Below are 23,449 nucleotides of genomic sequence, written 5' to 3'. Positions count from 1 at the left end.
AGAAACGCTATTCGTCATGATTATTTTTTAAAATGTTTTATAAGTATGCTTTTATCTATAAAGACAGCTATTCATTTTAAATTTATTGACTTCATTCGAAACATTTTCGATACTTTCTTTATTTTTTTGTGTAATTTCGTTTACTTCCTGCACGGCATTATTTATCTGCACCACTCCCGAGGCCATTTCATCCATGCTTCCGGTAATGCTTCGAGTTAAACTGTCAAGTTTTTGCATTTCCTGTGCAACGCTTTCACCGCCGATAAGCATTTCCGCGGAGCCATCTTTTACCTGACTGGTAACGGAGTTAATATCTTCAATTGCAGTAAGAACTTCTTTGCTTCCGTTCTCTTGCTCTTTCATTGATTCCATTAGCCGGTTACTCATTACCTTAACTTGATCCGATAAATCAAAGATTGCGGCAAATTTTTCTTCTACCGTTTTTGATGAAACGAACAATGTTTCGATTTCTCCTAAAAGCATTTTCAGCGTTGCGGTAATAGCTTTTCCTTGCATACTGGACTCTTCCGCCAATTTTCTGATTTCATCGGCAACAACGGCAAATCCCTTGCCTGCGTTTCCGGCATGAGCGGCTTCAATTGCGGCATTCATTGCAAGTAAGTTCGTCTGACTCGCAATATGTTGAATAACCGCACTGGCTTCCAAAATGCTTCCGGATTCTTCGCTGATTTTTTGTGTTACGCTATTTGACATAGCAATAGCATTTTTCCCCTCGTCGGTAGCCGATACAAGAGTGATAATTGTATTGTCTGTTTTTTCAAGTATTTCCGTAATTGAGAAAATATTGGCAACCATTTGTTCAATCGCCGATGAAGATTGCGCAATATTCATTGCCTGATTTTCAATCCTACCGTTAAGCTGTTTTATTGTTCGAATAATTTCTTCAATAGTAGCAGCGGTTTGCGTAACACTCGCAGCCTGTGTCATTACTTGCTGTTTCACGCCGTCTATATTTATACTGATTTGGTTTACCGCACTTGCAGTTTCAGTTACACTGCTTGAAAGCGTATTCCCGACTTCGGTCATTGCATACGTATTTTTTTTAACACCGCTTAATAGGTGTACCGTATTTTGATAAAATAAATCCACATAATTTACAAGAAGGCCGAAAACATCACGGCTTTTTACCTGTAATTTCTCCGTAGCAAAATTCCCCTCCGACAATAAAAGCATAAAATTCATCACATCGTTTATTCGAAGGTTCATATTGCGGTATAGTGTAAAATTAATAAAAAGTGCGAGAATAATGATAACAAATACTAGCGGCAAAATGCGAGCGAAAAAGGTATAAAAAAAATCGGATCCGTTATAAGTCATAGTAATAAATGGAGTTATTACAAGAAAAACCGCACCGGTAAAAAGAAAAAAGGAAGCAAGTGTTCCCCGCGCTATATATGACAGTGTTATATATTTTTTTTCAAAAGGTACAAATGATACCCATTCTTCCAGCTGTCTTATGTAGAGAATATAAAAAAAACAGGCAATTAAAAATAAGTTTCCGATTAAGGTAAAACCCCATGCTAAAATCTCTGCAAAATTAGTAATTCTGATCCAAGGGATTGCTATACAGGGGCTGACAAAAGCATACAGGATAGGAAAAACTATAGAAAGCCTTGAATACTGTTTTATAGCCATATTAGCTTCATGTACCCCATTTTCAATAAGATTAAAATTTTTTATAATTTTTGTATATTTAAAGTGAAGAAAAGTCGGCGTGATAATATTTAAAATAATAATAATAAGTATCGGTAAAGATTGTATGTATTTTATAAAAGCATCAAACGGAACTATTTTTACGTATAAAGAATATATGACAACACCTAAGAACATACCGTTAAATACTAAAAAATTAAGAATAAAAATACTTTTTGGCGGCTCCAGGGCTGTACCCTGCATTTCAGTTTTTTCTTTATTCATAATAGATACACTCCTATAAATTTTTGTAATTAAAATATTATATCTATACCCAATATTATTGCAATATCAACATAACTATTTTTAAGTATTTTATTGAGTATACTCTTATTATATCGGATCTATTTGTTACACTTTAAAGTGATGTATTTCTTCAAATAGATTTTTTATCTTCTCTTGATTCAGCACACTTATTTCCGAGTTCTGTTCGGCGGCAGCGGTAATTTGCAAAGTACCGTCAAACATTTCATTCATACTACCGGCAATATCAACCGTAAGAGCGGTAAGTTTTTGCATTTCATCTGATATTTGCCGGCTGCCGGTAAGCATTTCTGAAGAGCCTTGCCTAACCTCTGTTGTAATATTGGAAATATCCGTCATAGCTTTGAGAATTTGCTCACTTCCCGATGATTGCTCGTGCATTGCATTAAGGAGGGTATCCTCATGAGTGGTAACTTGTCCGCTAAGTCGCGATATCTCATTAAAAACTTTTTCGACTATTGTCATTGCGGAAGCGGATTCATCTATTCGCTCTTTTACTTTTTTCAATGTCTTTGCGATAGACTTACCCTGCTCTCCGGATTCTTCCGCTAATTTTCTGATTTCGTCAGCTACAACGGCAAATCCTTTGCCGGCTGTTCCCGCATGAGCAGCCTCAATAGCGGCATTCATCGCAAGCAAATTCGTTTGAGACGCTATATTCTGTATAATTCTGCTTGCCTCTAAAAGCCCTTCTGACTGTTCATTTACATCCTGCGTGATAATTGCCGCTTGATTTGTAGCGGCTTTTGCGGTTTCCGCCTCTGTTTCAAGGGCTGCTATTGTTACGAGGTTTTCTTCAAGGATAGTGGTAACCGATCGTATATTATCAACCATTTGCTCAACCGAAATACATGATTGTGCTACGTTTTGTGCTTGGCTATCAATAAAATGATTTAAAGTTTCTATTGTTTTTACCATCTGTTCAATCGTAGAAGCGGTTTCGCTTACACTTGCCGATTGATTTACGGTTTTATCTTTTACACTCTGGATCGATGCGGAAATTTGTTTAATAACAACAGAAGTATCCGATACATTTTTCGACAGTATTTCACCGGTTTCTTGCATGGAGCCGGTATTATTACCGATTGCTTCAATAAATGTTCGTATTTTTTCAATTGTTTTATTAAAATATCGGGCAATTTCTGTTGTCTCATCATTGCCGCGAACGTTCAAACTGAGTCTAAGGTCTCCATCTCCTTCCGAAATATTTTTTAATGCATGAACGGTCTTTTTTATCGGTGCTAAAATCCCGCGGACAAGAACAATAAGTATACCGGTTAAAAGCAGCGCCACAATAATAATGGATACGGTAATAAATATTGAAAAAGTTTTAACTTCTTTGAATGCCTCATGTATGGGCGCCGTCATAAGGAGACGCCAATTTGTGCCTTCAATAGGCGTGGCAAAACAAAAAGAGTTTACTCCGCCAACCGAAACATAACTAAATGCAATTTTATCCTTTAAAGCTTTTTGTCCAAGCTCTTCAAGGCGCTTGTTTTCCACTTCAAAGATATTCTCGCTTGTTTGATACCCTTCGGAAGCAACAAAATCGCCGTCTTCATCCACAATGAAAGCATAACCGCTTTCAAAAAGTTGTATATCGGCGACCTTTTGTGTCAAAGCGCTCAGCGGCGCATCCAAACCGAGAACACCGTAACTTCCAACAGGAATACTGATGCTTATAACATTTTTATGGTCAAATGCTCGCAAATAGATTTCAGAAAATGCAATACCGTTTTTATTTCGTGCCGCTTTGTACCAGGATTTTACACGGGAATCATAAGAACTATCCGCAACCCACTTTGCTCCATCGGCAAAACTTCCGTCGTTTTCATAGCCAAAAAAAATATCATCGATGTCCGAGTTTGCCTCGGTAAGCGCCACCACATTTTTGTACACTACTTCTTTTGTCGGAAATGACTCTTTCCACATAGAAGAAAGAGTCTTCAGAAGTACTATTTTTGTTTGCATGTACGCTTGAACTTCTCTGGCGTAATAGCTGCCTAAATTTTTTATTTCGCGTTTAATTCCTTCTTCAATAAAACCCGAAACTTTTATATGAATAGCAGTAGCAATGATAGCTAAGGCAATTGCAAGCGGCAATATAATTGCGGTGATCATTTTAGCTCTGATTTTCATATTCTCCTCCTAATAAAGACATGAAGCTCGATACCAATTATTACGTATAGGGGCACTCTAAAAACATCAATTTTTAGAGGTTTTTCTTAGATTCTTTTGCAATGTTTTTGTGAGTCTTTACCATATATAAGAAATATAAAGACGTACAATAATACGTTGAGCATCTTTAAAAGATATCCAAATTGTTTGCAGATGCCTTACAGTATCTTTATCTAATAACAATAGTTCAAATCATTATAAAAAACAATAAACTAACAAAAAAATAACACAAAAATATATATACTATTGAAATCTATAAAAAAACTTAATCTTTTTTTAATGAGGCGTATAATCTCCCGCAAAATCCATAACAGATACGGCTCCGTCAGGGACATTACTTTTATTGCTAAAGCCGATACCTACTATAACGTTTTTTTAATACATCTTACCAAAAACGTAAAAAATTTTATAAAAAAAAGTTCGACACGGCGCAACGGCGAGCAATTTACCATAGGAATGCTTAAATCTGCACTCCCTCATTGTTAGTGCGCCAATTTGTATAACCGGAACTTAATTACAAAACGTTACACTACTTTCCTAACCTGATTATTTAGGATATTGATTCAATGTGCTCTGGTTGAACCGCCGTCATCAATGCAAAAACGATGTTTTAAAGCAAAACTATTTGCAAAGCTTTAAAACTCGCAAGGTTTCATTTTGCCATGGACGGCAAAACTCAGAACGGGCACAGACGCCCGTGGTTCCAAACAGAAGCGACGTTTTAAAGCATCAACACAAAAGTGTAAAATTGAAGTTTTCAAACTCGCAGGTTTGGTTTTGACAAGGATGTCAAAAACTAAACAGGGGCTCCTTTTTATAAAATTGTTTACGATTTACATAAGATGCATTAAAAGCGCATGGAATTAGCAAAGAACCGCTATCGGAATAGCCGTGTTTTTTCAGTGCTTTGTTTCAAAATGATACATGAGTCCAAAGGATATTCCGCCGTATAAAAAATCGGTACCCGATATAGACGGTAAAAGAAAGAAACCTTCTTGTTGTTTACAATAGGTAACTCCGTTCTTACCTGATGCAAAGGCTATTTTTGTTTCTCCGAATACAACAAGCGCATGCGGTAGTTTTTTGCACATCCGCATACAGGCGGAAATATTCCAACCGCTTTTCATGATGTCATTAAAAATTAGATCTCGCGCCCAGTGAATATCCAAACAATTCGCATAAAGAGCCGGCGCTCCGCTACATTCAAAACTAATCTCAAAACCTCGTGGTGCTTTTAAAAGTATCTCTAGTCCGATTGCCGGCATCAAAATTCTTTGTGCATAGTCAATAGCTTTTCCATGCAATACAATTTTAGGCACAAAGGAGGAGAGCGCTTCATAATCACCGTATTTTCCTTTGGCAGAATATTGTATATACCCGTTTTTTGATTCCCATTGATGTTGCACATAGTCCAGTCGAAGCATCGGCGCGATAAAAAGAAAAACATTCTTTTTTTTCATAGCCTTCGATTGAGGCATTAAAAATTGTTTGGAAAAACAAATGTTTGCATAAAAATTATACGCGGAAAAATTCTCATGCTCCGAATAATTTGTCAACTCTCTGCGAGAAGGATTTATTTGGACATTCAGCCAGTCAAAATCTTCTATGTTTCCGCTCTTATGCGGCACTCCCGCGCCAAACCTTCCCTGAATAACAAGTCCGTATTTTGTTTTTAGCTTGAGCAAAAGAAAGAAATTTACTTCGTTTTCAATAGGCCAGTTCAACAAACTTAGCAGTTGTTTAGGATAAAATCCAAAAGTATTATTAAAAACATATTCCCGTGTTCTTCCAAACCCGAAATCAATCCCGCCCCCCAACTCCCCTTCCAGTTTTTTTTCATTTTCATCTTTTTGATACCGGACTGAAATAGGAAAACTTTCCCGTAGTTTTTGCACAACGTCCAAGTCCTGTGCAGGAACCTCATTCATTGTCAGAAAAAAAAGAAAAACAATCACAGGCAAATTTCGCTTTTGCATAATGTAATCAGTATAGCCGCAGACAAAATCTTACACAAGAAGACAGACGTAAAAGATTTACGTACGCGAAAGAGTCTGTACTTTTTTGTATACAAAGAGATCGACACGGCGCAACGGTGAGCAATTTACCATAGGAATGCTTAAATCCGCAGTCCCTTATTGTTGATACCCCGATTTTTATAACAGGAAGTTAATTACAAAACGCTACAATAGTTTACACGAAAATCTTTTAGCCATACGTAAAATAGTATAGTGTGGGGTTCTCGCCTTTTCATAAACAGAAAACTTATGATAGTATACACTTATGATTACTATGAATTTGCTGAATGCCTTTTCTGCGCCGGTTTATTATAAAGAAGAAACAAGCAGTACAATGAATGATGCGCGGGAATTGGCAAAGAGCAACTGCCCTGACGGCACTCTTATTTTTGCCGGTATGCAAAATAGTGGTAGAGGGCGTTTAGCCGGCAGAGTGTGGCTTGGAGAAAAAAACAAGAATTTACTTTGCACTCTGATTTTGCGCAGAGCAATTCCGCAAGCTTTTACCTTGAAAATCGGACTTGCCGTTGCCCTTGCGCTCGATAAGTTTTTACCGGCCGATAAAAAAACAACCATAAAATGGCCGAACGATATTCTGATTGACGGAAAGAAAACCTGTGGAATACTTTGCGAAGCAACCGATACCGTTTTGTTTGCCGGCATAGGCTGCAATCTTTTACAAACCGAGTTCCCCCAACACCTTAAATCGGCAACCTCGCTTGCCTCAGTAATCGGGACGGAAGCCTGCCCGGCTCCGCAGGACTTTGTACCGATTTTTTTATCATCTGCAAAAGCTTGTTTGACAGATAATGCGGCAATGCAAAAAATTGAAGAAAAACTCTGGAAAAAAAACTGTCCGGTATATTTTATAGAAGGAACCAACCCTGCAAACAAAATACAAGGCATTTTAAAAGGCTTTAGCCCCGAAGGAGCACTCCAAATCCAAATCGGAACAAAGATAAAAAACTTCTGGTCGGGGGAGCTTATTTTATAACCGGCTTACATTGCTGTTTGCGAAAACACGGGATAAGCAAAAAAAAAGCGGCTGAAGTTAAAGGAATCCTTCAGCCGCTTTTTAAGCATAGTTAATAAAAGAAACTCTTATGTTTATTTATTTGCTGCCGCATTTTTACCGGCAATTCTGCCGAACACGATAATATCAGCAAGAGCATTCCCGCCTAATCTATTCTCACCGTGTATTCCGCCAGTAACTTCACCGGCTGCATATAAATGATTTATTACATTACCGTTTTTGTCAATTACTTCAGCGTTTTCATTTATTTTTAATCCGCCCATTGTGTGATGAACAGTTGGAACTCTAAGAGCCGCATAAAAAGGCCCTTTATTTATTTCTCTGTCTTTTAATGTTCTGCCAAATTCATCTTTAATTTCGCCCCTCACAAATTTATTAAAACTTTCAACAGCCTTATTTAAATTTTCAGGATTGACGTTGATTGCCTTCGCTAAGTCATTTAAAGAATCACCTTTGAATGCACGCCCTTCTTTAATTAAATCATTTAGTTTTTCATTAAAATTATTTACTTCTTCTCCGGTAGGATAATCGTGACTGTCAACAATAACCCATAATTGAGAGTCCTGTTGTTGCATTAAAGCGGCAGTCATCACATCTCGCCGTGCACCTTCATCAACAAACCTCTTTCCTTCTTTGTTTACAAAGATTCGGTTTTCAACTGCCATCTCAATATTGCCGCTTAGGCTTCCGGTTTTCGGATCCCCCATCGGTAATAATTGAATATATTCCATACCGACTAAGTCGGCATTAGCTTGCAACCCTAAAGTGATGCCATCGCCCGTTGCGCCTGGGTGGTTAGTTGACTTAATGTTCTCGCCTAAGTTTTCCCAAAGCGTGTTATACTTTTGCCTCATTTCAATATTCTTGCTAAATCCGCCGGTTGCGATAATAACATTTTTTGCATTGATAGTAATTTTATTCCCTGTTTTTCCGCTTGCAATAATGCCCTTTACTACACCATCGGTAATAATTAATTCTTCCGCTTTTGTCTCGAGCAAAACTTCGATATTTTCATGTGTGGTAATGTAATTGTTAAATGTTTTAAAGAATCCTGTTCCTACCGGTTCAACTGGCTTATGTGCTCTTGGCCATAACCCGCCTAAAACTGTAAAAGTGTCCGGTTTGAATTCCATGCCTAAATCTTTTAGCCACTTGATTGCACTATAGGCATTATTAACTAAAATGCGGACTAATTTAGGATCACCCTTTTTATTTCCGCCCTCATAGGTTTGTTTAAAATGCAGCTCAACCGAGTCTTTATGCTTTTTGGCAGTCTCGCTTCCCTCATCAACCGCATTAAGCGCGCCTCCCGCTAAAATTGTGTTACCGCCGACTTTCGGCATTTTTTCGACCACCACAACTTTAGCCCCCTCTTGATTTGCGGTTACTGCGGCGCTCAAACCTGCTCCGCCCGCACCGATAACCAAAACATCGGTATCAATTGTTTTATCTTCTTCTTTTTTGATTTCGCCCTTCTTCGCTTTTAAATCATCAATCGAAAAACCCGCTTCGGTTAAACAATTTTCAATACCTAAGAGCACTGCAGTGCTTGAAACAGTGGCGCCGCTAATGGTATCTATTGCCAAACTCTGAGTTTCAACCACTTGAGCGGGGATATCATTAATAGCCCCGTCACTTAAAACCGGCGTTTCGCTATGGTTTGTTACTTTCGCAGATTCAATCTTTGAATCTTTAACCTGAACCTCTAAAGTAATTTCAGCATTATTTCCTTTAACGGTAGAAGTGTACGTTCCGTTTTTTATTCCGCCGGTACTTTCGCCGCTTTCTTTTTGACTGCAGCCGCTAAAGCCGATAATCAGCATAACACCCAATAAAACTGTAGCAAATTTTTTCATAACATCTTTCCTCGTTATCGCTTAATATTTATCTAATTATCATTTAACATTAATAAGGGGTAGCAGTCAATAGTTAATAGCAAAGCATGAATACACGCACCGAAAAAAAAGCGGCTGAAGTAAAGGAACCTTCAGCCGCAAAACTATTCTTAAAAATACCTGACAGGCAAAAGGAGGAGAAAAAATCCTGTCAGGCAACTGCAAAGGAGGTATATTGTATACTTAGTTTTCGTATCGCAACATACACTAATAAAAACAGCAATCAAAGAAAAGGTTACACATTTTAAAAAAAATATATAAGTTTTAAGCAGATATTTTTACAGAACATACATTGCAAAAAAACAATCGAAGTTCGGAAAGTTTAAACCGGTTAAAAATAGAGATTTTAGCCGGATGGCAAAAATCAAACACTAATAGAATTTGCATGTGGTTTCATAAAGATATATTCATGGCCATTTTCACTGCGAAACGGAGCTGTTTTACATGTCCGAAAAATTGCAAAAAGAAGCAGAAAAAAACAAACTCGCACGCACAGCCGAGAATAAACGATTTTTATTCTTTAAAATATGTATGCCTAATATTTTCTTATGCATCTTCCGTATCTGCAAAAAAACTGGTGAGTCTTTTAAAGACTTCTTAGTATAACGTTTTTTTAATAAGTCGATCCGTTTTTTAATACATCCTACCAAAACGTAAAAAGTTTTATAAAAAAGAGTTCGACACAACGGTTTCATTTTGACGTCCGTGTCAAAATGAAACCTATGAGTTTGAAAACTCCTGTTTATATAGCTGTGGTAGTTTTCAAACTCAATTCTGTTTAGAACCACCGCCATCCGTGGCGGTTCTGAGTTTTTGACGTCCATGTCAAAACCAAACCTGCAAGTTTTAAAGCTTTGCAAATAGTCTTGGTTTAAAACGTCGCGGCTGTTTGGAACCACTGCCATCCGTGGCAGTTCTGGTTTTGCCGTCCATGGCAAAAGTTGGAGGCGAAGCAAGATTGTTTGTAAGGCTTCGCCTGCGTGAGGGATTGCAGCGGTAGCTTTTTTGCCGCTCGAGTTTTGCAGTAGCAACTTATGGAGCGAATAGCGGAATAACGTTGCCACGGATATTCAGAAGCGGCAAAAAACTACAAGCGGAAAGCCCGACCCGCAGTGCGGCGTTTTGAAGTATCAGTGTAAAAAAAACGTTGCACTGCGGGGCACGCCAAAAATATTTTTCTTTTTATTATCTCCTTTTGTTTCCCTGGTTACAGGGCAAGAGCACGAAAAATTTATTTTTATCATTTAAGCAGGAATTTGACTCAATTACGAATGGGTTGCACCGGATTTCAATATAAGAGCCTTTAAAATTTATCTCAATGTATAAAAATCTAAGTAAGATTTTTACCAAATTTAGATTTGATATAGTTTATTGCATTTTATGAGGCATTAGTATCGGAATAAATATATCCGCACCTTGGGATATTCTTCATGCTCTTGTCATGTAAAAAGATGCCCCTCTTTACTTTTTTTTAAATATAATGTATATTTATCGAAAACCCAATATAGGAGGTGCTTTACATGAACAACAAAATAGGATTTATTACTCCTCCCCCCCCCCCGAAAAATAGATAATAGAAAGAGATTTTCAATTACTTTCAGATTATTAATTTTTTCTTTAGGATTGCCGCTTGTGTGGCTCATTATTTTAGGAATAGAACTTAATTTTAGGTTTAATACCATTATGTCGGATTTCGATAAGAAGAGCTTACAAGAGACAATCATGCTTATTGATACAACATTGCAGACATATTTTTCCAACGTAAAAAATAGCGTCCAATATATTGCAGAAAATCCTTTGCTGCAAAATTCGTCACAAGATATCACTTCGTACATAAACAAAGACGACCCAAGCGGAAAAAACAAAATGGAGCCCGAAGTAAAGGGCGGATATGAAAATGAAGTGTTTTCTTTTTTTAAGCATTTTGTTGAACATTCTCCTGCTCTTGCAAATGCAGGCTTTGCACTTAAGTCAAACGGCGGCTTTGTAGCCTTTCCTGCCGAGTCTAAAAAAAATAAATATGATCCCCGCACCCGTTCGTGGTATGAGCTTGCTATAAAAAATCCCAACAAAATTGTTTTTACCGACGCTCATAAAACGACTTATAACACAATTAATTATTCCGTAGTGTCAACAGTACATTATCCTGACGGAACGCTTAAAGGAGTTATTTCGTGCGCCGGTGATTTAACGGAGCTTTTGAATTTGGTAACAGCTATAGCAAAAAAAACGCGTCAGGATATTATCCTAACAGATGTGTCAGGTTTTGTATTGGTAAACACAATATTTCCTGAAAATATATTCAAGGACATAAAAGAAATAGGCATTCCTGAACTTGCAAATTATACTGCTGGTGAAAAAAACAGAATCTCCGCTGTCATAAATAAGCAGCCCTTTATGATTGATACGAGCATGTCGAATAATGATTTTATGAAACTTAATTTTGTAGTTCTGGAACCTCAAATAGAAAGAATACAAACAAACAGGAAAATAACCTTGTTTATCTTTACTCGTTTTATTATCGCTATGATTATCCTTTCAGTGATAATATCTATTGTATCAGTGCGCATCGGTAAATCACTTAAAAAGGTATCAAAAGCTTTAAAAGATATAGCAGAAGGAGATGGAGATTTAACAGTGAGCCTGCCTGTTACCGGCAATGATGAAATAACAGACCTTGCAAATTACTTTAACCAAACGATTAAAAAAATTGCAGAATCAATTAAACAGGTTGCAGGAAGTACAAATGTCATGCAAAATATCGGTGCCGAGCTTTCAACAAACATGACGGAAACCGCCAGTGCCGTACACCAAATTACCGCAAACATTAACGGTGTAAAACAACAAGCGCTTAATCAAGCTGCAAGCGTTACCGAAACTGCCGCAACTGTTGAAGAAATTGTAAGAACCATCAAACAGCTCAACAATAGTATTGAAACCCAAGCAACAAGCGTAATACAATCTACGTCTTCGATTGAACAAATGGTTGCGAATATAAACTCTATCGGAAAAATGCTTGAAGAAAACAGAGCCGTTATGGCCGACCTTGATAAGCAAATTATACGCGGCAAAAAAGGTGCAGCTTTGGCAAATGCAGATGTCGTAAAAATATCAGAAAAATCCGGCACGCTGATGGAAGCAAGCCAAATTATTCAGCATATTGCAAGCCAAACAAACCTTTTAGCAATGAATGCGGCAATCGAAGCCGCCCATGCCGGAGACTCCGGAAAGGGCTTTGCAGTTGTTGCCGATGAAATTCGAAAACTCGCCGAAGAATCCAATACGCAGGGTAAAGGAATTGCTGCAATGATTAAAGAATCCACTCAGATTATAGAAAGTCTTACAACATCCAGTAAAGCCGCAGAAAACGTATTTAATGAAGTTGTAATACTTGCAAAAAAAGCCTTAAACCATGTAGAGCAAATAGATAGGGCTATGCAGGAGCAAAAACACGGCGGTACCGAAGTATTAAGTGCAATTAGAGAAATTAATAACGTTACAATACAAGTTAAAGACGGCTCCAACGAAATGCTTACAGGAGGGGAAAGCGTTGCAAAGGAAATGCAAAAACTAGACGAACTTACCCGCGTTATCACTGACAGCATGAATGAGATGGCTTCCGGTGTTGCGCAAATAAACAATGCGGTGCAGAATGTAAACGAAATAACGCAACACAACAAAGAAAGCATTGGAAACTTAGCCAATGAAGTAAAAAAGTTTAAGGTATAGTCACTAAAATCCCTTAAAAAGTTTTTTACTAGGAGAAATTATGACAAACAATGACAAGACAAAAATAACAAGACGCTTTTCAATCAGAAGGAGGAGGATGATGTGGATATTCGGCACATTGCTTGTTGTTTCTTTATTGCTTTTAAGCCTACTTGCGCTGCGCCGTGCACGCATGGCTGTCTTGGAAAAAGTTAGATCAGAACTTGTCAACAAGGCTACCGACACCGCAACTATTTTAGATGAACGCATTACCATATTTTTCACCTTTTTAGATTGTGTTTCGCGCAATGACTTTTTGCACAACGATCAAAATTCCTATTTTGAAAAAACACAGTATTTGGCAAAAGAAGCAAAGTCAAACAAAAATATTTATGAACTTGCCATCTGCGATACAAGCGGCTTCTATTACGGTTCCGATGGCAGCACCGAGATGCTCGCACAGAGGGGTTGGTTTCAAAGTGCAAAAGATGGGAAACCTTTTATCAGTGAACCCTATATTTCAGCAACTGAAGATAAGCTGCTCATCACCTGTTCTATCCCATAAAAGATTTACAGGGCAATGTCATTTCCGTGATGATGTGCGATATTGATGCCTTTTGGCTTTCCGACCAAATTACTGACATCGTCGTTGGCAAAACAGGTGGCTGCACAATACTTGGAAGAACGGGGGTAACCATTGCCGATCCTGACCACAATTTAGTAAAGCGGCTTGGAAACACGGCAGAAGAAGCTAAAACAGATACTTCACTCAAGTCGTGCGGCGAGTTTGAAGCAAGGGCTGTTGCCTCGAAAACAGCCGGTACTGGCCGATATACATACGATAACATAGAAAAAGTTGTCGCCTTTGCAAAAATGAAAAACGGCTGGACAGTAACTATTTATGCACCCACAAATGAATTTTTAGGCAGCATAGATGATATGGTAATAAGCGTTGTTATCACAGCTTTGATTATTTTAATTGCGGTTCTTATTATTGTATATTTTACTACCAGTAGGATTGCGCTGCCGATTAGGCATACTGCAAAAGCGCTGCAGGAAATTTCACAAGGCGAGGGAGACCTTACTGTCCGCCTTCCGGTAATGGGTAATGATGAAGTAACCGAGCTTTCCCGCTATTTTAACGAAACAATTGAAAAAATCGGTGTATCAATTAAACAAGTTTCAGAAGAAACAAATATCATGCAGGGAATCGGCGACGAACTTTCTTCCAACATGACAAAAACGGCAAGCGCAGTACATCAAATTAATTCACACATTAACAGTGTAAAGCAACAAGCTTTAACGCAGGCAACAAGCGTTACCGAAACCGCTGCGGCTATAGAACAAATTATCCGCACTATCAAGCAACTTGATGCGAGTATTGAATCACAGACAGCAAGTGTAGCACGCTCTTCCTCTGCAATAGAGCAAATGGTTGCAAATATCGGTTCCATCACCAATGCACTTGAAAAAGCAAACATTGCTATTAAAGACCTTGCATCTGCTACTGCCGAGGGAAAACACTCCATCGCTGCATCAAACACGATAACACAAAAAATTGCAGAGGAATCGGGTGGTCTGTTAGAAGCAAGCGCTGTTATCCAGCACATTGCAAGCCAGACAAACTTGCTTGCAATGAATGCCGCAATTGAAGCCGCTCACGCAGGTGAAGCAGGAAAAGGTTTTGCCGTTGTTGCTGATGAAATTAGAAAGCTTGCAGAGGAATCAAGCACGCAGGGCAAAGGCATTACTGCGACGCTCAAAATGCTTTCCGGTGAAATAGAAAATTTATCAGCTTCTTCAAAAACAGTCGAAGAAAAGTTTAATACTATTTTTGATTTGTCCGGCGAAGTAAACAATACAAGCAACCGTCTTATGGAGGCAATGAAGGAGCAAGAGCATGGTAGTAAGGAAGTACTAATGGCTATCAAAGATATTAGCGATGTTGCTGTGGAAGTGAACACCGGCTCGAATGAAATGCGTAGGGGAGGAGAAGGTGTAGCACAAGAAATGCAAAAATTAAATGAGCTTACTCGTATTATTACCGACAGCATGAACGAGATGGCTGCCGGTGCTATACAAATAAACAGTACAGTGCAGGAAGTAAATAAAATGACTCAAAAAAACAAGGAGTGTATCGGAAGCTTAGCTAATGAGGTACTAAAATTTAAAGTATAAATTACCTGAATTGACAAGTTAAGCTCGTATAATGTTTTGTAATTAACTTCCTGTTATAAAAATCGGAGTATCAACAATAAGGGAGTGCAGATTTAAGCATTCCTATGGTAAATTGCTCGCCGTTGCGCCGTGTCGAACTCAGAACTGCCACGGATGGCGGTGGTTCCAAGCAGAAGCGATGTTTAAAAGCATCAACACTGTTTTGTAAAATTGAAGCTTTTAAACTCGCAGGTTTGGTTTTGCCATGGACGGCAAAACTCAGAACCGCCACGGATGGCAGTGGTTCCATGCAGAAACGATGTTTAAAAGCATCAACACTGTTTTGTAAAATTGAAGCTTTTAAACTCGCAGGTTTGGTTTTGCCATGGACGGCAAAACTCAGAACTGCCACGGATGGCAGTGGTTCCACGCAGAAACGATGTTTAAAAGCACAAACTTTTTCCAAGTGCTTTTAAAACTCGTGGTTTAGTTTTTGACATGGACGTCAAAAACTAAACCGTTGTGTCGAACTCTTTTTATAAAATTTTTTACGTTTTGGTAAGATGTAGTGAAAAAATATAATTGACCTATTAAAAAAATGTTATACTAGTATAACGTTTTGTAATTAAGTTCATATTTGAGAGCGTCGGTTATAACCGCTTCAGAAACATCGAGATCATCAAGATTGTATTTCCAATGGAATACGACCGGTTCTTCATTAATCTCGTCAAAGTATTTATACAGTCGATTAACCAACTCTGTTTTTGATTTTACTCTCATGCCCCGCAACAGTTGTCTTGTTAGTTTGCTGAAAAATCCTTCAATCATATTTAACCAAGAACCATGTTTTGGCGTAAACACAAACTCAAATCTTCCCGGTACCGTTGAAAGATATCGAATGGTTTCTTTGGAGGTATGTACTTTTAAGTTATCCAAAATGATTCTAATTTTATCTTCTTGCGGGTATCGTTCATCAAGTATTTTAAGAAATTGCACATAATCTTTACTGGTGTGACTGTCGCTTACAAGAGGAATGGCATCCCCCGTCTGTAAATCAATGCCTGCTAAAAGTGAGAGCGTGCCAAGCCGTTTGTATTCATAATCACGGCGAATGCATTGATGGGTTTCATCAGCAGGTAAATCATCGCTTGTCGTCGCGATAGCTTGTATGCCGGGCTTCTCATCATACGAAACAACATGGATATTCTTCCCTTCTTCTGTCTGTAATGGCTTATTTTCCTCAAAATAAAGTTCAAGTTGCTTATAAACGAGTAAAACATTGTGCATTTTTCTATCACAGTCAGGGTCTCTGTTTTCACAGTAATATTCTATTTTGTAAGGTTTAATGTCTGCTTCAGTTAGTATTTTAAATACCGTTGTTTTATGGATAGTAGCGAGCCGTAGGTATCCTGCACTTTCAGCGGTGGTGTTAATATGCTTTGTTAACAGTGCGTAAGTCCATGTTTCTGCAGCATACCCAAAAGTAGTCGGTTTTTGACAAGCGAGATTTATAATCCACGATTTCTCTTCATCGGTAATTTCCGGATTGTTTCCGCGTCCGGGTGCATCGGTGAGAGCATGCTCTACGCCGCCCTGCTTATATTTCTTAAGGCAGAGCGCAACGCTTCTATACGTATAGCCTACCTTGCCGGCTGTTTCCTTAATGGACAGCCCCTTGCTTTTAAGCAAAAGTATTCGTGCACGCGTAAGCGTTTGTGCTTGGATTGTTCGTAAACGAACAAGTGATTCAAGGTACGTGAGCTCTTCAGGATTTAGTTCAAGTTTACTCGGCGGTTTGGGCATGCAATACTCCTTAGTGATAAAAAGCTGTTGAGATAGTATCACAAACCAAAGAAAAATACAATATACTTTTCAGAAAAACGCTATACTAGTCCTGCTAAAACGCTAAATAAAATTAATCACATCATACAGAATGAACACATCGATTTAATTGTAGGGCATTCATTAGGAGGATTTTTTGCGGCGGCATCTTTATATGAAGTACCGAAGATATTGATTAATCCGTGTTTAAACCCGCATCTCGAACTGCCCTCTGTCTCATGGATGATGTATCGCATGAAATACTGGAAGAGTTTAAAGCGATAGAAGAGCATTACACGCATAGTATTAATGGTGGGGATACTTATTACGGGCTTTTCGCAGACGATGATATATTGTTTTCATATGTAGAATATTTTACATCACAGTTTGGGAATCATTTTGACATTTTTCCGGCGAACATAAACCTACCGTAGATGTTTTAGAAAAGTATCTTCCTAAAACAATCGGGCAGTTCTAAAAACAAAGCAAGGTTTTAAAGATGCCAATCGATATAAACCCTCACTGCTGTTGATTTGCCGGCTTTACATCTTTGCTGACAACCCAATAATCAATAGCAGCATCCCTGTGTCCATGGTTGTTCATACAGTTTGCGAGTTTTTGCATTTGTTCTTTTATAAATAAATCGTCGTAGCAAAAATCAATATTGCTTTTAAACTTTTTAAGGATTCGTATTAGTATCCGGTCTGTCATTCCATCTTTAAAATTAGAATTATTGTAATTTGTGTCGTACATGCTGATAAATTGCTCCAACGGTGCCTCGAATTCGGATGAATCCTGGCTTTGTATCCTTGATAAACAGTCGTTTATCTTTTGTACAAAGTTTTCTATTAGCTTATAGTGATAAGAAAAAACAAAAAACATATGTAAAAAATATTTCTTAAACTGTTGTGTATCTTCAGCAAAAATCCATTTAAATTCAAAAAAGTCAGCACGTTGCTTTTTATATTCATTTTCAAGTTCGATATAATCATCTCCGGTTATAATTCCTCCTTCGTTTATCATTAGCCTTACAATAGCAAAAAACATGCCTACGAGATAATCGTAACGATTCGGCATAAATCTATTCGACTTTAAGCGATCTTCATAGCGTTTTAATTCTCTGTATTTATCCATAGCAAGATCATAAATTTCTTGCATATCTTCTTTCATTAGTTGTTTACTCTGAACAAGAGCAGTTATATAATCATTTAAAGGATATTCATAGGAGTTTGATGAAGAAATGTTATAGTTCTTTAGGAATTCTAAACATTTTTCTTTTATTTTTTCTGTCTTTATTTTAGTTATAAAATACGGATGTATTTGCAAAGTGTAATTATTCTCAAGGTACCTATTAAGTTCGTTTTTAGTATTTTCATCAATGTAATCATATGCGTATAAAGAAAGCTTTTTTCTTAAATTCATATCTTTTTTTAGCATTTCTTTTATTTCAGGAGACTTAAATAGCTCATTTTTTTCTGCACAAAATTTATTATCTATCATAAGCGGAATATAATAATTAATAAATACTGAAGTAGATTGACTATTTGATTTTACAAGCTCATGTTCATCTTTTAAAGATTCAGTCATAATCCATTTCAAAATATATTCATAGTCATCATGTTTTGAAATATGTTTTAAAACTTCTAAAAAGGGACGTTTGGTGCCATATATCCCATCATTTATAATAAGCGACACAATTATTGCATTGTTGTTCTTTATTTCGGTTATTATATATTCCACATAACCCGTGCATTCTTTTGAGGGCAACCTTTTAATAATTTCTGTCATAATATAAATATAAGTCTTTACACCTTTACCATGCTTTATTGTATATTTGAGAATATCGAATATTTTGTTGTATATTTGCAAAAGTACATCCATGCTTACATAGCGCAAAATACGCGGCACAATAAATCGTAAAAATTCTTCATTTAAGGATTTACCATAATATAAAAGTGAAAATAAAAATATCCGTAGCAAGCACCATTCGTCTTCTTTGTTCCAACTAACAAGATTAATAATTGTAGACTTACTAATACAAAAATCTGCCGGAATACCGGTATATTCAATAAAATTTATAATTCTAATCGTTTTAATTAATTCAGTATCTTCATTTGACCATGAAGAAATAACAGTTTCAGATAGCGCATAACGTTTGTCGCTATTCGGTTTAATATTCTTCGGTTCTTTTACGTTAAGTAATTCATTTATATACTCAAATGGTTCCTTAAATCCGTCACTTTTTAACTGCGCAATTTGACTGTGAATAATATTGTTCGGTTCCAAATAACCAAATTGGAAAGATAGTAAACGGCGATATAACAGAATAAACAACATAGTTTGCTTATTGGTGCAATGGTTTTCTGCAATGGTGAGTAATTTATCAACGTATTTCTTCTCGCTGTCATTAAAAGCAGTAGTATGAAAAGCGGTTAATAAGGTTAGTTTTTTCAAGATAAAAATACTGTCCGGCTTCTCATCGTCTTCAGGCTTCCATTCTTGTAAATGTTCTTGCAATTTTCTATTATCAAAATCTGAATACAATTTAATCGCTTGTTCATACATCGCTATATTTTTTGTAACAGCGGCTTGTTCACACAAACCCTTATAAAATGTATCAAATTTTTCGTCATTACCTGTTTCACGATAGTATTTTAATATGAGCTGAGAAAAATAGATCTCTTGTTTCTTGGGCAATATTCTTGTTTGATAGTCTTCAATAATTTTATCGATTTGCTCAGGATTGTAAAGATTTAGCAGAGAATAATAATTATTTGTACATACCTTGTATATAAAATCATACTCGGTTCCTGACCATTGTTTAATATCATCAGTAAAAAGACATTTTGCGCTAGCAATCAAATACATCGAAAAAAATAAATTATCAAAATGATATAAGGATAAGTCATTGTATCCTTTTATCCTTTCTGTATCTGTTATTTTATCGAGGAATATAAACATATCAAAAACATTCCTACTTTTTATGTTTTCTTTAGGGTCTTTTTCTATACGTTTTAAAGATTGGTTTGCTTGTTCTTTTAAATAATCAAAAAATTCATGAAACCTATCTTTGATATCATTACCGAGCTTTATATTTGGGGCGAAGTTCGCATCCCCAATGCTGTTTGATATTGACCCACCGGTACTATTTCTGATGTGATTTACTGCATCATTTAAACTAAGCCTAATTATATAGTTGTTTTTATAGTACTGTAGTTTTGCGGCAGTTGGGTTATCATTGGAAATGTCAATAAGGAATATAGGGTTCGGTTTAGCAGTATTCCCCCCTTTTGTCATTGTCCGTTTCAATTCTTTAATCCAATATCTGAAGTTAGGATCATCACCGGAAAAACCGATTAAACAAAAGGAATCTTGCAAAAATTTTACTTTCATAAAATTTGAAAAATCGCTATGTTCTTTATGATAGTTATCAAAATCATCCTGTGTGATTACATATAGATATTCAAAGTTATCATCAAAGGAGTACTCGCTCTTATAGCTATCACGCAAAGAGCCGTGGATTTTAATAATCCGTTTTTGATTTCTTAACTTTAAATTTTTTGCAGAGGTTACGATTTCATAATTACCGGAATCATCTGCCCTTTCAAGTAAGCTATCCCAATTAGTTGTTATTACATCATTCCAATTCAATGATAATAATTCCTCATGGAGACGAAGATGGCCACTAGAATTTTTTTCTGGTTTAGACAATTCATCTTCTATGTATATATCCAAAGCCTCTCGATTTCCATGGAAATTCATATATTTTTTCGCAATGCTTGATGGATCCTTTTTTATCTCATTTTTGATGTTTTGCTTTTTAATTTTTCCAATGTTTGTTTCATCTATGGAGTAGATTTCACAATAAGCTCTAACAAGTAATTCCGCCCAATCCGGATAATCAGGATGGGCATTTTTGCTAAACCCTGCACCAACCATTACTGATATTTGCCCTTTTTTTAATTTACCTATAATAGTTTTCAGGCATTCTCCTACATCATTTCCAAGTTTTTCATACGTGTAATCGTCTATTATGGTGTCTAAATGTTTTTTTATATATTTTTTTAGTTTTTCATATGTGTGATCGTTCTCTATGTCGTCTAAATAACATTGTATATCTTTTTTAAGTTTGTTGTTCGGATCTACATAGTTCATATCATCAAAATGGTTTTGTATATTTTTTTAAGTTTTTCATATATTTGATTACCCACTATACCATCCAAGAAGCTTTTAATATCTCTTTTGAACTCATCATACGACCCGTCAGGCGGCATATTGTCTAAATGTTTACACGTATTCCTTTTGAGTTTTTTATATGCGTAAAAGTATTTCTTACAGTGTAGACAATTTTTAGTATTATATATGTAATCATATTTTATGCTATCAAAATAAACTTTTACATCTTGTTTAAATTTATTATAAGGACAGTCGTAGTCTAAATCATCTAAATACTTTTTAAGTCCTTCATACATCTTGTCATTAGTTTTTTTCGCTAATTGATCTTGAAAATTTTTTTTAAGTTTGTCATACGAGTTAGAAGACGCTATGTTCTTTAATGAACTTTCAACATTTTTTTTAAATTCTTCATATACATTATCACATTTTATACTAGCACCGCAACATTGGATATCTTCCTTAAGTTTTTCATAAGGGTAATAATCTAGTATTTTTTTGAAAAAACTTTCAACATCGCCTTTAATTTTGATATGCATATCCTCATTATTTTTTATGGTCTCTAATAGCTCTCGAATATCATTTTCAAATTTTTCATACGTGTAATTAGCCATATTTTTATTTTTTCCTTAAAAAGATTTTTATATTATATAACTTATTCTATTTATCTACACGGGACTTGTCAATTATAAATATTTTTTTCAGTTCATGTAAAACATTACAAACACCATTAGACTGCAGTAAGTTTATATGATCAAACGCAAAATAGACAATCGTAGTTCCCTTTCAATAATGTGACTGTAGACAGCCTCTTTCATATGCAGCATAAACGCAGGCAAAGCACTATGTTAATAAAAATAGCAGCATGCTGGACGCTATCAAGATATATAGAGATATTCCGATTTGCTAATATGCTGAGATTCCGTTAACACCCCTTCACCAATTTTTCGTGATGCAAATAATTGCAATACTCATCAAACAGCGCTTCCTGGTATCCGGAGCGCTCTTGTTTTCGCATTTGTGCGGCGGCTTCTTGCAACATGGGTGTTTGCATTCGGTCAAGTTTTTTTAAGCGTTGTGATTCTATTTTTTCGGCAGGTTTGGAAAGGGCGTAATAAGCCGCACTCATAAAGTGTAAATCAATTATGGTAGGATAGCGCCGTTTTACAGTGTCCGCCATGATGAGCCCCTCAGGGTCAAAGTCGCCGGTGTAAAAAGCTGTGATGCTTGCAGGGACTTTTTCCATCAGCTGCCAAAAAGATTGTTTAAATTGCCCATGGCTGCAAACGGCGGGCAGCGTAGGAAAGGCGGATATTAAAAGCGAATACAAGCTTGAGTTTTCGACAATCCAAAAACGATTGCCGAAAGCAGGTTCTATCCTATCCATTTCGACAATATGCTTTAAAGGAACATTCCACACAGTGCAGGTTTCGCAAGCAGCCTTCCACACGGGATGAAGCTTTTCGTTTGCAAAGCCGTACATGCCGTTCACGGTAACAAAATTAAAAATATCATCAAAAAGAATGCCGTAATGTTGCAGCACCCGATGTTCTTTTTCGGCTTTGCTGAGCGCAACAGGGGCGGCGGTTTTCGCTCGTTCATAATCAAAAAACAACAGACGCACAAACCACTGACCTAAAAGCGATCCCCGATCAAACGAATGAGGGTTTCCGGTAATTTGATTTGAAAACACGGGCAAATAGGCGTATTGCTTTTTTTTATACGGAAGAAATTCGAGTGCGCTGTTTAAGCACTCAAGCTCCTGCTCCTTTAATTCATGCTTATGATATGCAAGATAAAGCTCGCGCGGCAAAGGAGAATCTTTAATAAAAGTATTAAGAGCGGGATATTGGGCTGCAATAAAACCAACAAAGGTCTTTTCTTTTTGCTGCTCAAAGCTGCGAATTGCTTCGTTACTGTAAAGCGGTGCGCCCGTTACCTCGCTGATAATTTCCTCAAAAGGAATAGAAGCAAAACTGCTCTTCGCGTATTGACTAAGCCATCTTTTTATCGAAAGCTGTTTTCGTTTTTGCAGCTGATAATCAGCAATCCCGAGAAAAGAAGAAAGCTCTGCAATTTCATCGTCCGTATATTTTTCCAACGAAATAATTCCGGTTAAGCTCCCGTAGCTTTTATACTTCTTCGCACAATCTGTGCAAAACTTTTTATAGGCAGTATGGCTTTTAAAAAAAGCTATTATTTCATTTTTAGTCATAGGCGATTTCTGTTTCTATTCCGTTGCTAATTTCGGGTTCTATTTCGGATCCGATTTCCGCATCCTTACCGCCATGTCCGGAGTCAATTACAATAACCGGTATTTTTGCAAAAAGCGCACCGCATAGCAGCAAACATACACAGATACCTACAGCTTTTTTCATAAACCTCTCCCTTAAGATAAAATTTTTAAACAGTTTACACGATACAAGCACCTGTAATAAGATAGTGTGATTATCCGTGTATTTTATAAACCGTTTTGTCTGACTCTTTTCTAT

Annotated in this window: 15 protein-coding genes and 1 pseudogene; 5 read left to right on the top strand and 11 right to left on the bottom strand. The window is 36.8% G+C overall.

Annotated features, from left to right (window positions below; translation table 11 throughout):
• Positions 1–51 precede the first annotated feature (51 nt).
• From FUT79_RS15465 to FUT79_RS03200, 3 genes are all read right to left on the bottom strand, one after another.
• Positions 52–1,938 carry a methyl-accepting chemotaxis protein gene (locus tag FUT79_RS15465; RefSeq protein ID WP_244951129.1) on the bottom strand — a complete coding sequence of 629 codons (1,887 nt, stop codon included), beginning with the start codon at positions 1,936–1,938 and terminating at the stop codon, positions 52–54.
• 126 nt (positions 1,939–2,064) lie between these two features.
• A complete protein-coding gene (locus tag FUT79_RS03215; protein ID WP_148889246.1) occupies positions 2,065–4,116 on the bottom strand; it encodes a methyl-accepting chemotaxis protein in 2,052 nt (683 codons plus the stop codon).
• Between the two features lie 938 nt (positions 4,117–5,054).
• Positions 5,055–6,131, bottom strand: a complete 1,077-nt coding sequence (locus FUT79_RS03200) for an omptin family outer membrane protease (protein ID WP_148878575.1) — start codon at positions 6,129–6,131, stop codon at positions 5,055–5,057.
• Positions 6,132–6,435: 304 nt separating this feature from the next.
• Between FUT79_RS03200 and FUT79_RS03195 the strand changes: the two genes are divergently transcribed.
• Positions 6,436–7,164 carry a biotin--[acetyl-CoA-carboxylase] ligase gene (locus FUT79_RS03195; protein WP_039943445.1) on the top strand — a complete coding sequence of 243 codons (729 nt, stop codon included), beginning with the start codon at positions 6,436–6,438 and terminating at the stop codon, positions 7,162–7,164.
• A 113-nt stretch (positions 7,165–7,277) separates the two neighbouring features.
• Here FUT79_RS03195 and FUT79_RS03190 read toward each other — a convergent pair whose 3' ends face one another.
• Both FUT79_RS03190 and FUT79_RS14985 read right to left on the bottom strand, forming a co-directional pair.
• Positions 7,278–9,059, bottom strand: a complete 1,782-nt coding sequence (locus FUT79_RS03190) for a flavocytochrome c (protein WP_024752166.1) — start codon at positions 9,057–9,059, stop codon at positions 7,278–7,280.
• Between the two features lie 479 nt (positions 9,060–9,538).
• Positions 9,539–10,162, bottom strand: a complete 624-nt coding sequence (locus FUT79_RS14985; RefSeq protein ID WP_024752165.1) for a hypothetical protein — start codon at positions 10,160–10,162, stop codon at positions 9,539–9,541.
• A gap of 568 nt (positions 10,163–10,730) precedes the next feature.
• Here FUT79_RS14985 and FUT79_RS03185 point away from each other — a divergent pair.
• Both FUT79_RS03185 and FUT79_RS14980 read left to right on the top strand, forming a co-directional pair.
• Entirely contained in the window at positions 10,731–12,827 is a 2,097-nt protein-coding gene (locus FUT79_RS03185; protein WP_148889244.1) for a methyl-accepting chemotaxis protein, read from the top strand.
• Between the two features lie 40 nt (positions 12,828–12,867).
• A pseudogene (locus tag FUT79_RS14980) lies at positions 12,868–14,984 on the top strand (methyl-accepting chemotaxis protein).
• Between the two features lie 70 nt (positions 14,985–15,054).
• On the opposite strand, the gene FUT79_RS15460 reads toward FUT79_RS14980, so the two are convergent.
• Complete coding sequence (locus FUT79_RS15460; protein ID WP_244951128.1) at positions 15,055–15,429, bottom strand: hypothetical protein; 375 nt, start codon at positions 15,427–15,429, stop codon at positions 15,055–15,057.
• 140 nt (positions 15,430–15,569) lie between these two features.
• Complete coding sequence (locus tag FUT79_RS03165) at positions 15,570–16,766, bottom strand: IS630 family transposase (protein ID WP_024752162.1); 1,197 nt, start codon at positions 16,764–16,766, stop codon at positions 15,570–15,572.
• A 60-nt stretch (positions 16,767–16,826) separates the two neighbouring features.
• Between FUT79_RS03165 and FUT79_RS15875 the strand changes: the two genes are divergently transcribed.
• A complete protein-coding gene (locus FUT79_RS15875; RefSeq protein ID WP_081718667.1) occupies positions 16,827–17,069 on the top strand; it encodes a YqiA/YcfP family alpha/beta fold hydrolase in 243 nt (80 codons plus the stop codon).
• Positions 16,988–17,218, top strand: coding sequence for a hypothetical protein (locus tag FUT79_RS15260; protein WP_148889243.1), 231 nt, complete (start codon positions 16,988–16,990; stop codon positions 17,216–17,218). The genes FUT79_RS15875 and FUT79_RS15260 overlap by 82 nt, the downstream gene beginning before the upstream one ends.
• Positions 17,219–17,303: 85 nt before the next feature.
• On the opposite strand, the gene FUT79_RS03150 is transcribed toward FUT79_RS15260, so the two are convergent.
• The 4 genes from FUT79_RS03150 to FUT79_RS14975 form a co-directional block, all read right to left on the bottom strand.
• Entirely contained in the window at positions 17,304–20,939 is a 3,636-nt protein-coding gene (locus tag FUT79_RS03150; protein ID WP_024752161.1) for an SIR2 family protein, read from the bottom strand.
• Complete coding sequence (locus FUT79_RS03145) at positions 20,936–21,571, bottom strand: hypothetical protein (RefSeq protein WP_024752160.1); 636 nt, start codon at positions 21,569–21,571, stop codon at positions 20,936–20,938. Before FUT79_RS03145 ends, FUT79_RS03150 begins: the two co-directional genes overlap by 4 nt.
• A 311-nt stretch (positions 21,572–21,882) precedes the next feature.
• Positions 21,883–23,172, bottom strand: a complete 1,290-nt coding sequence (locus tag FUT79_RS03140) for a TIGR02679 domain-containing protein (RefSeq protein WP_024752159.1) — start codon at positions 23,170–23,172, stop codon at positions 21,883–21,885.
• Positions 23,165–23,335, bottom strand: coding sequence for a hypothetical protein (locus FUT79_RS14975; protein WP_002699602.1), 171 nt, complete (start codon positions 23,333–23,335; stop codon positions 23,165–23,167). The genes FUT79_RS03140 and FUT79_RS14975 overlap by 8 nt, the downstream gene beginning before the upstream one ends.
• Positions 23,336–23,449 lie beyond the last annotated feature (114 nt).

It is taken from the genome of Treponema phagedenis, assembly GCF_008153345.1.
In the GTDB taxonomy this organism is placed as follows: domain Bacteria; phylum Spirochaetota; class Spirochaetia; order Treponematales; family Treponemataceae; genus Treponema; species Treponema phagedenis.
This window is presented reverse-complemented; position numbering and strand designations above follow the sequence as displayed.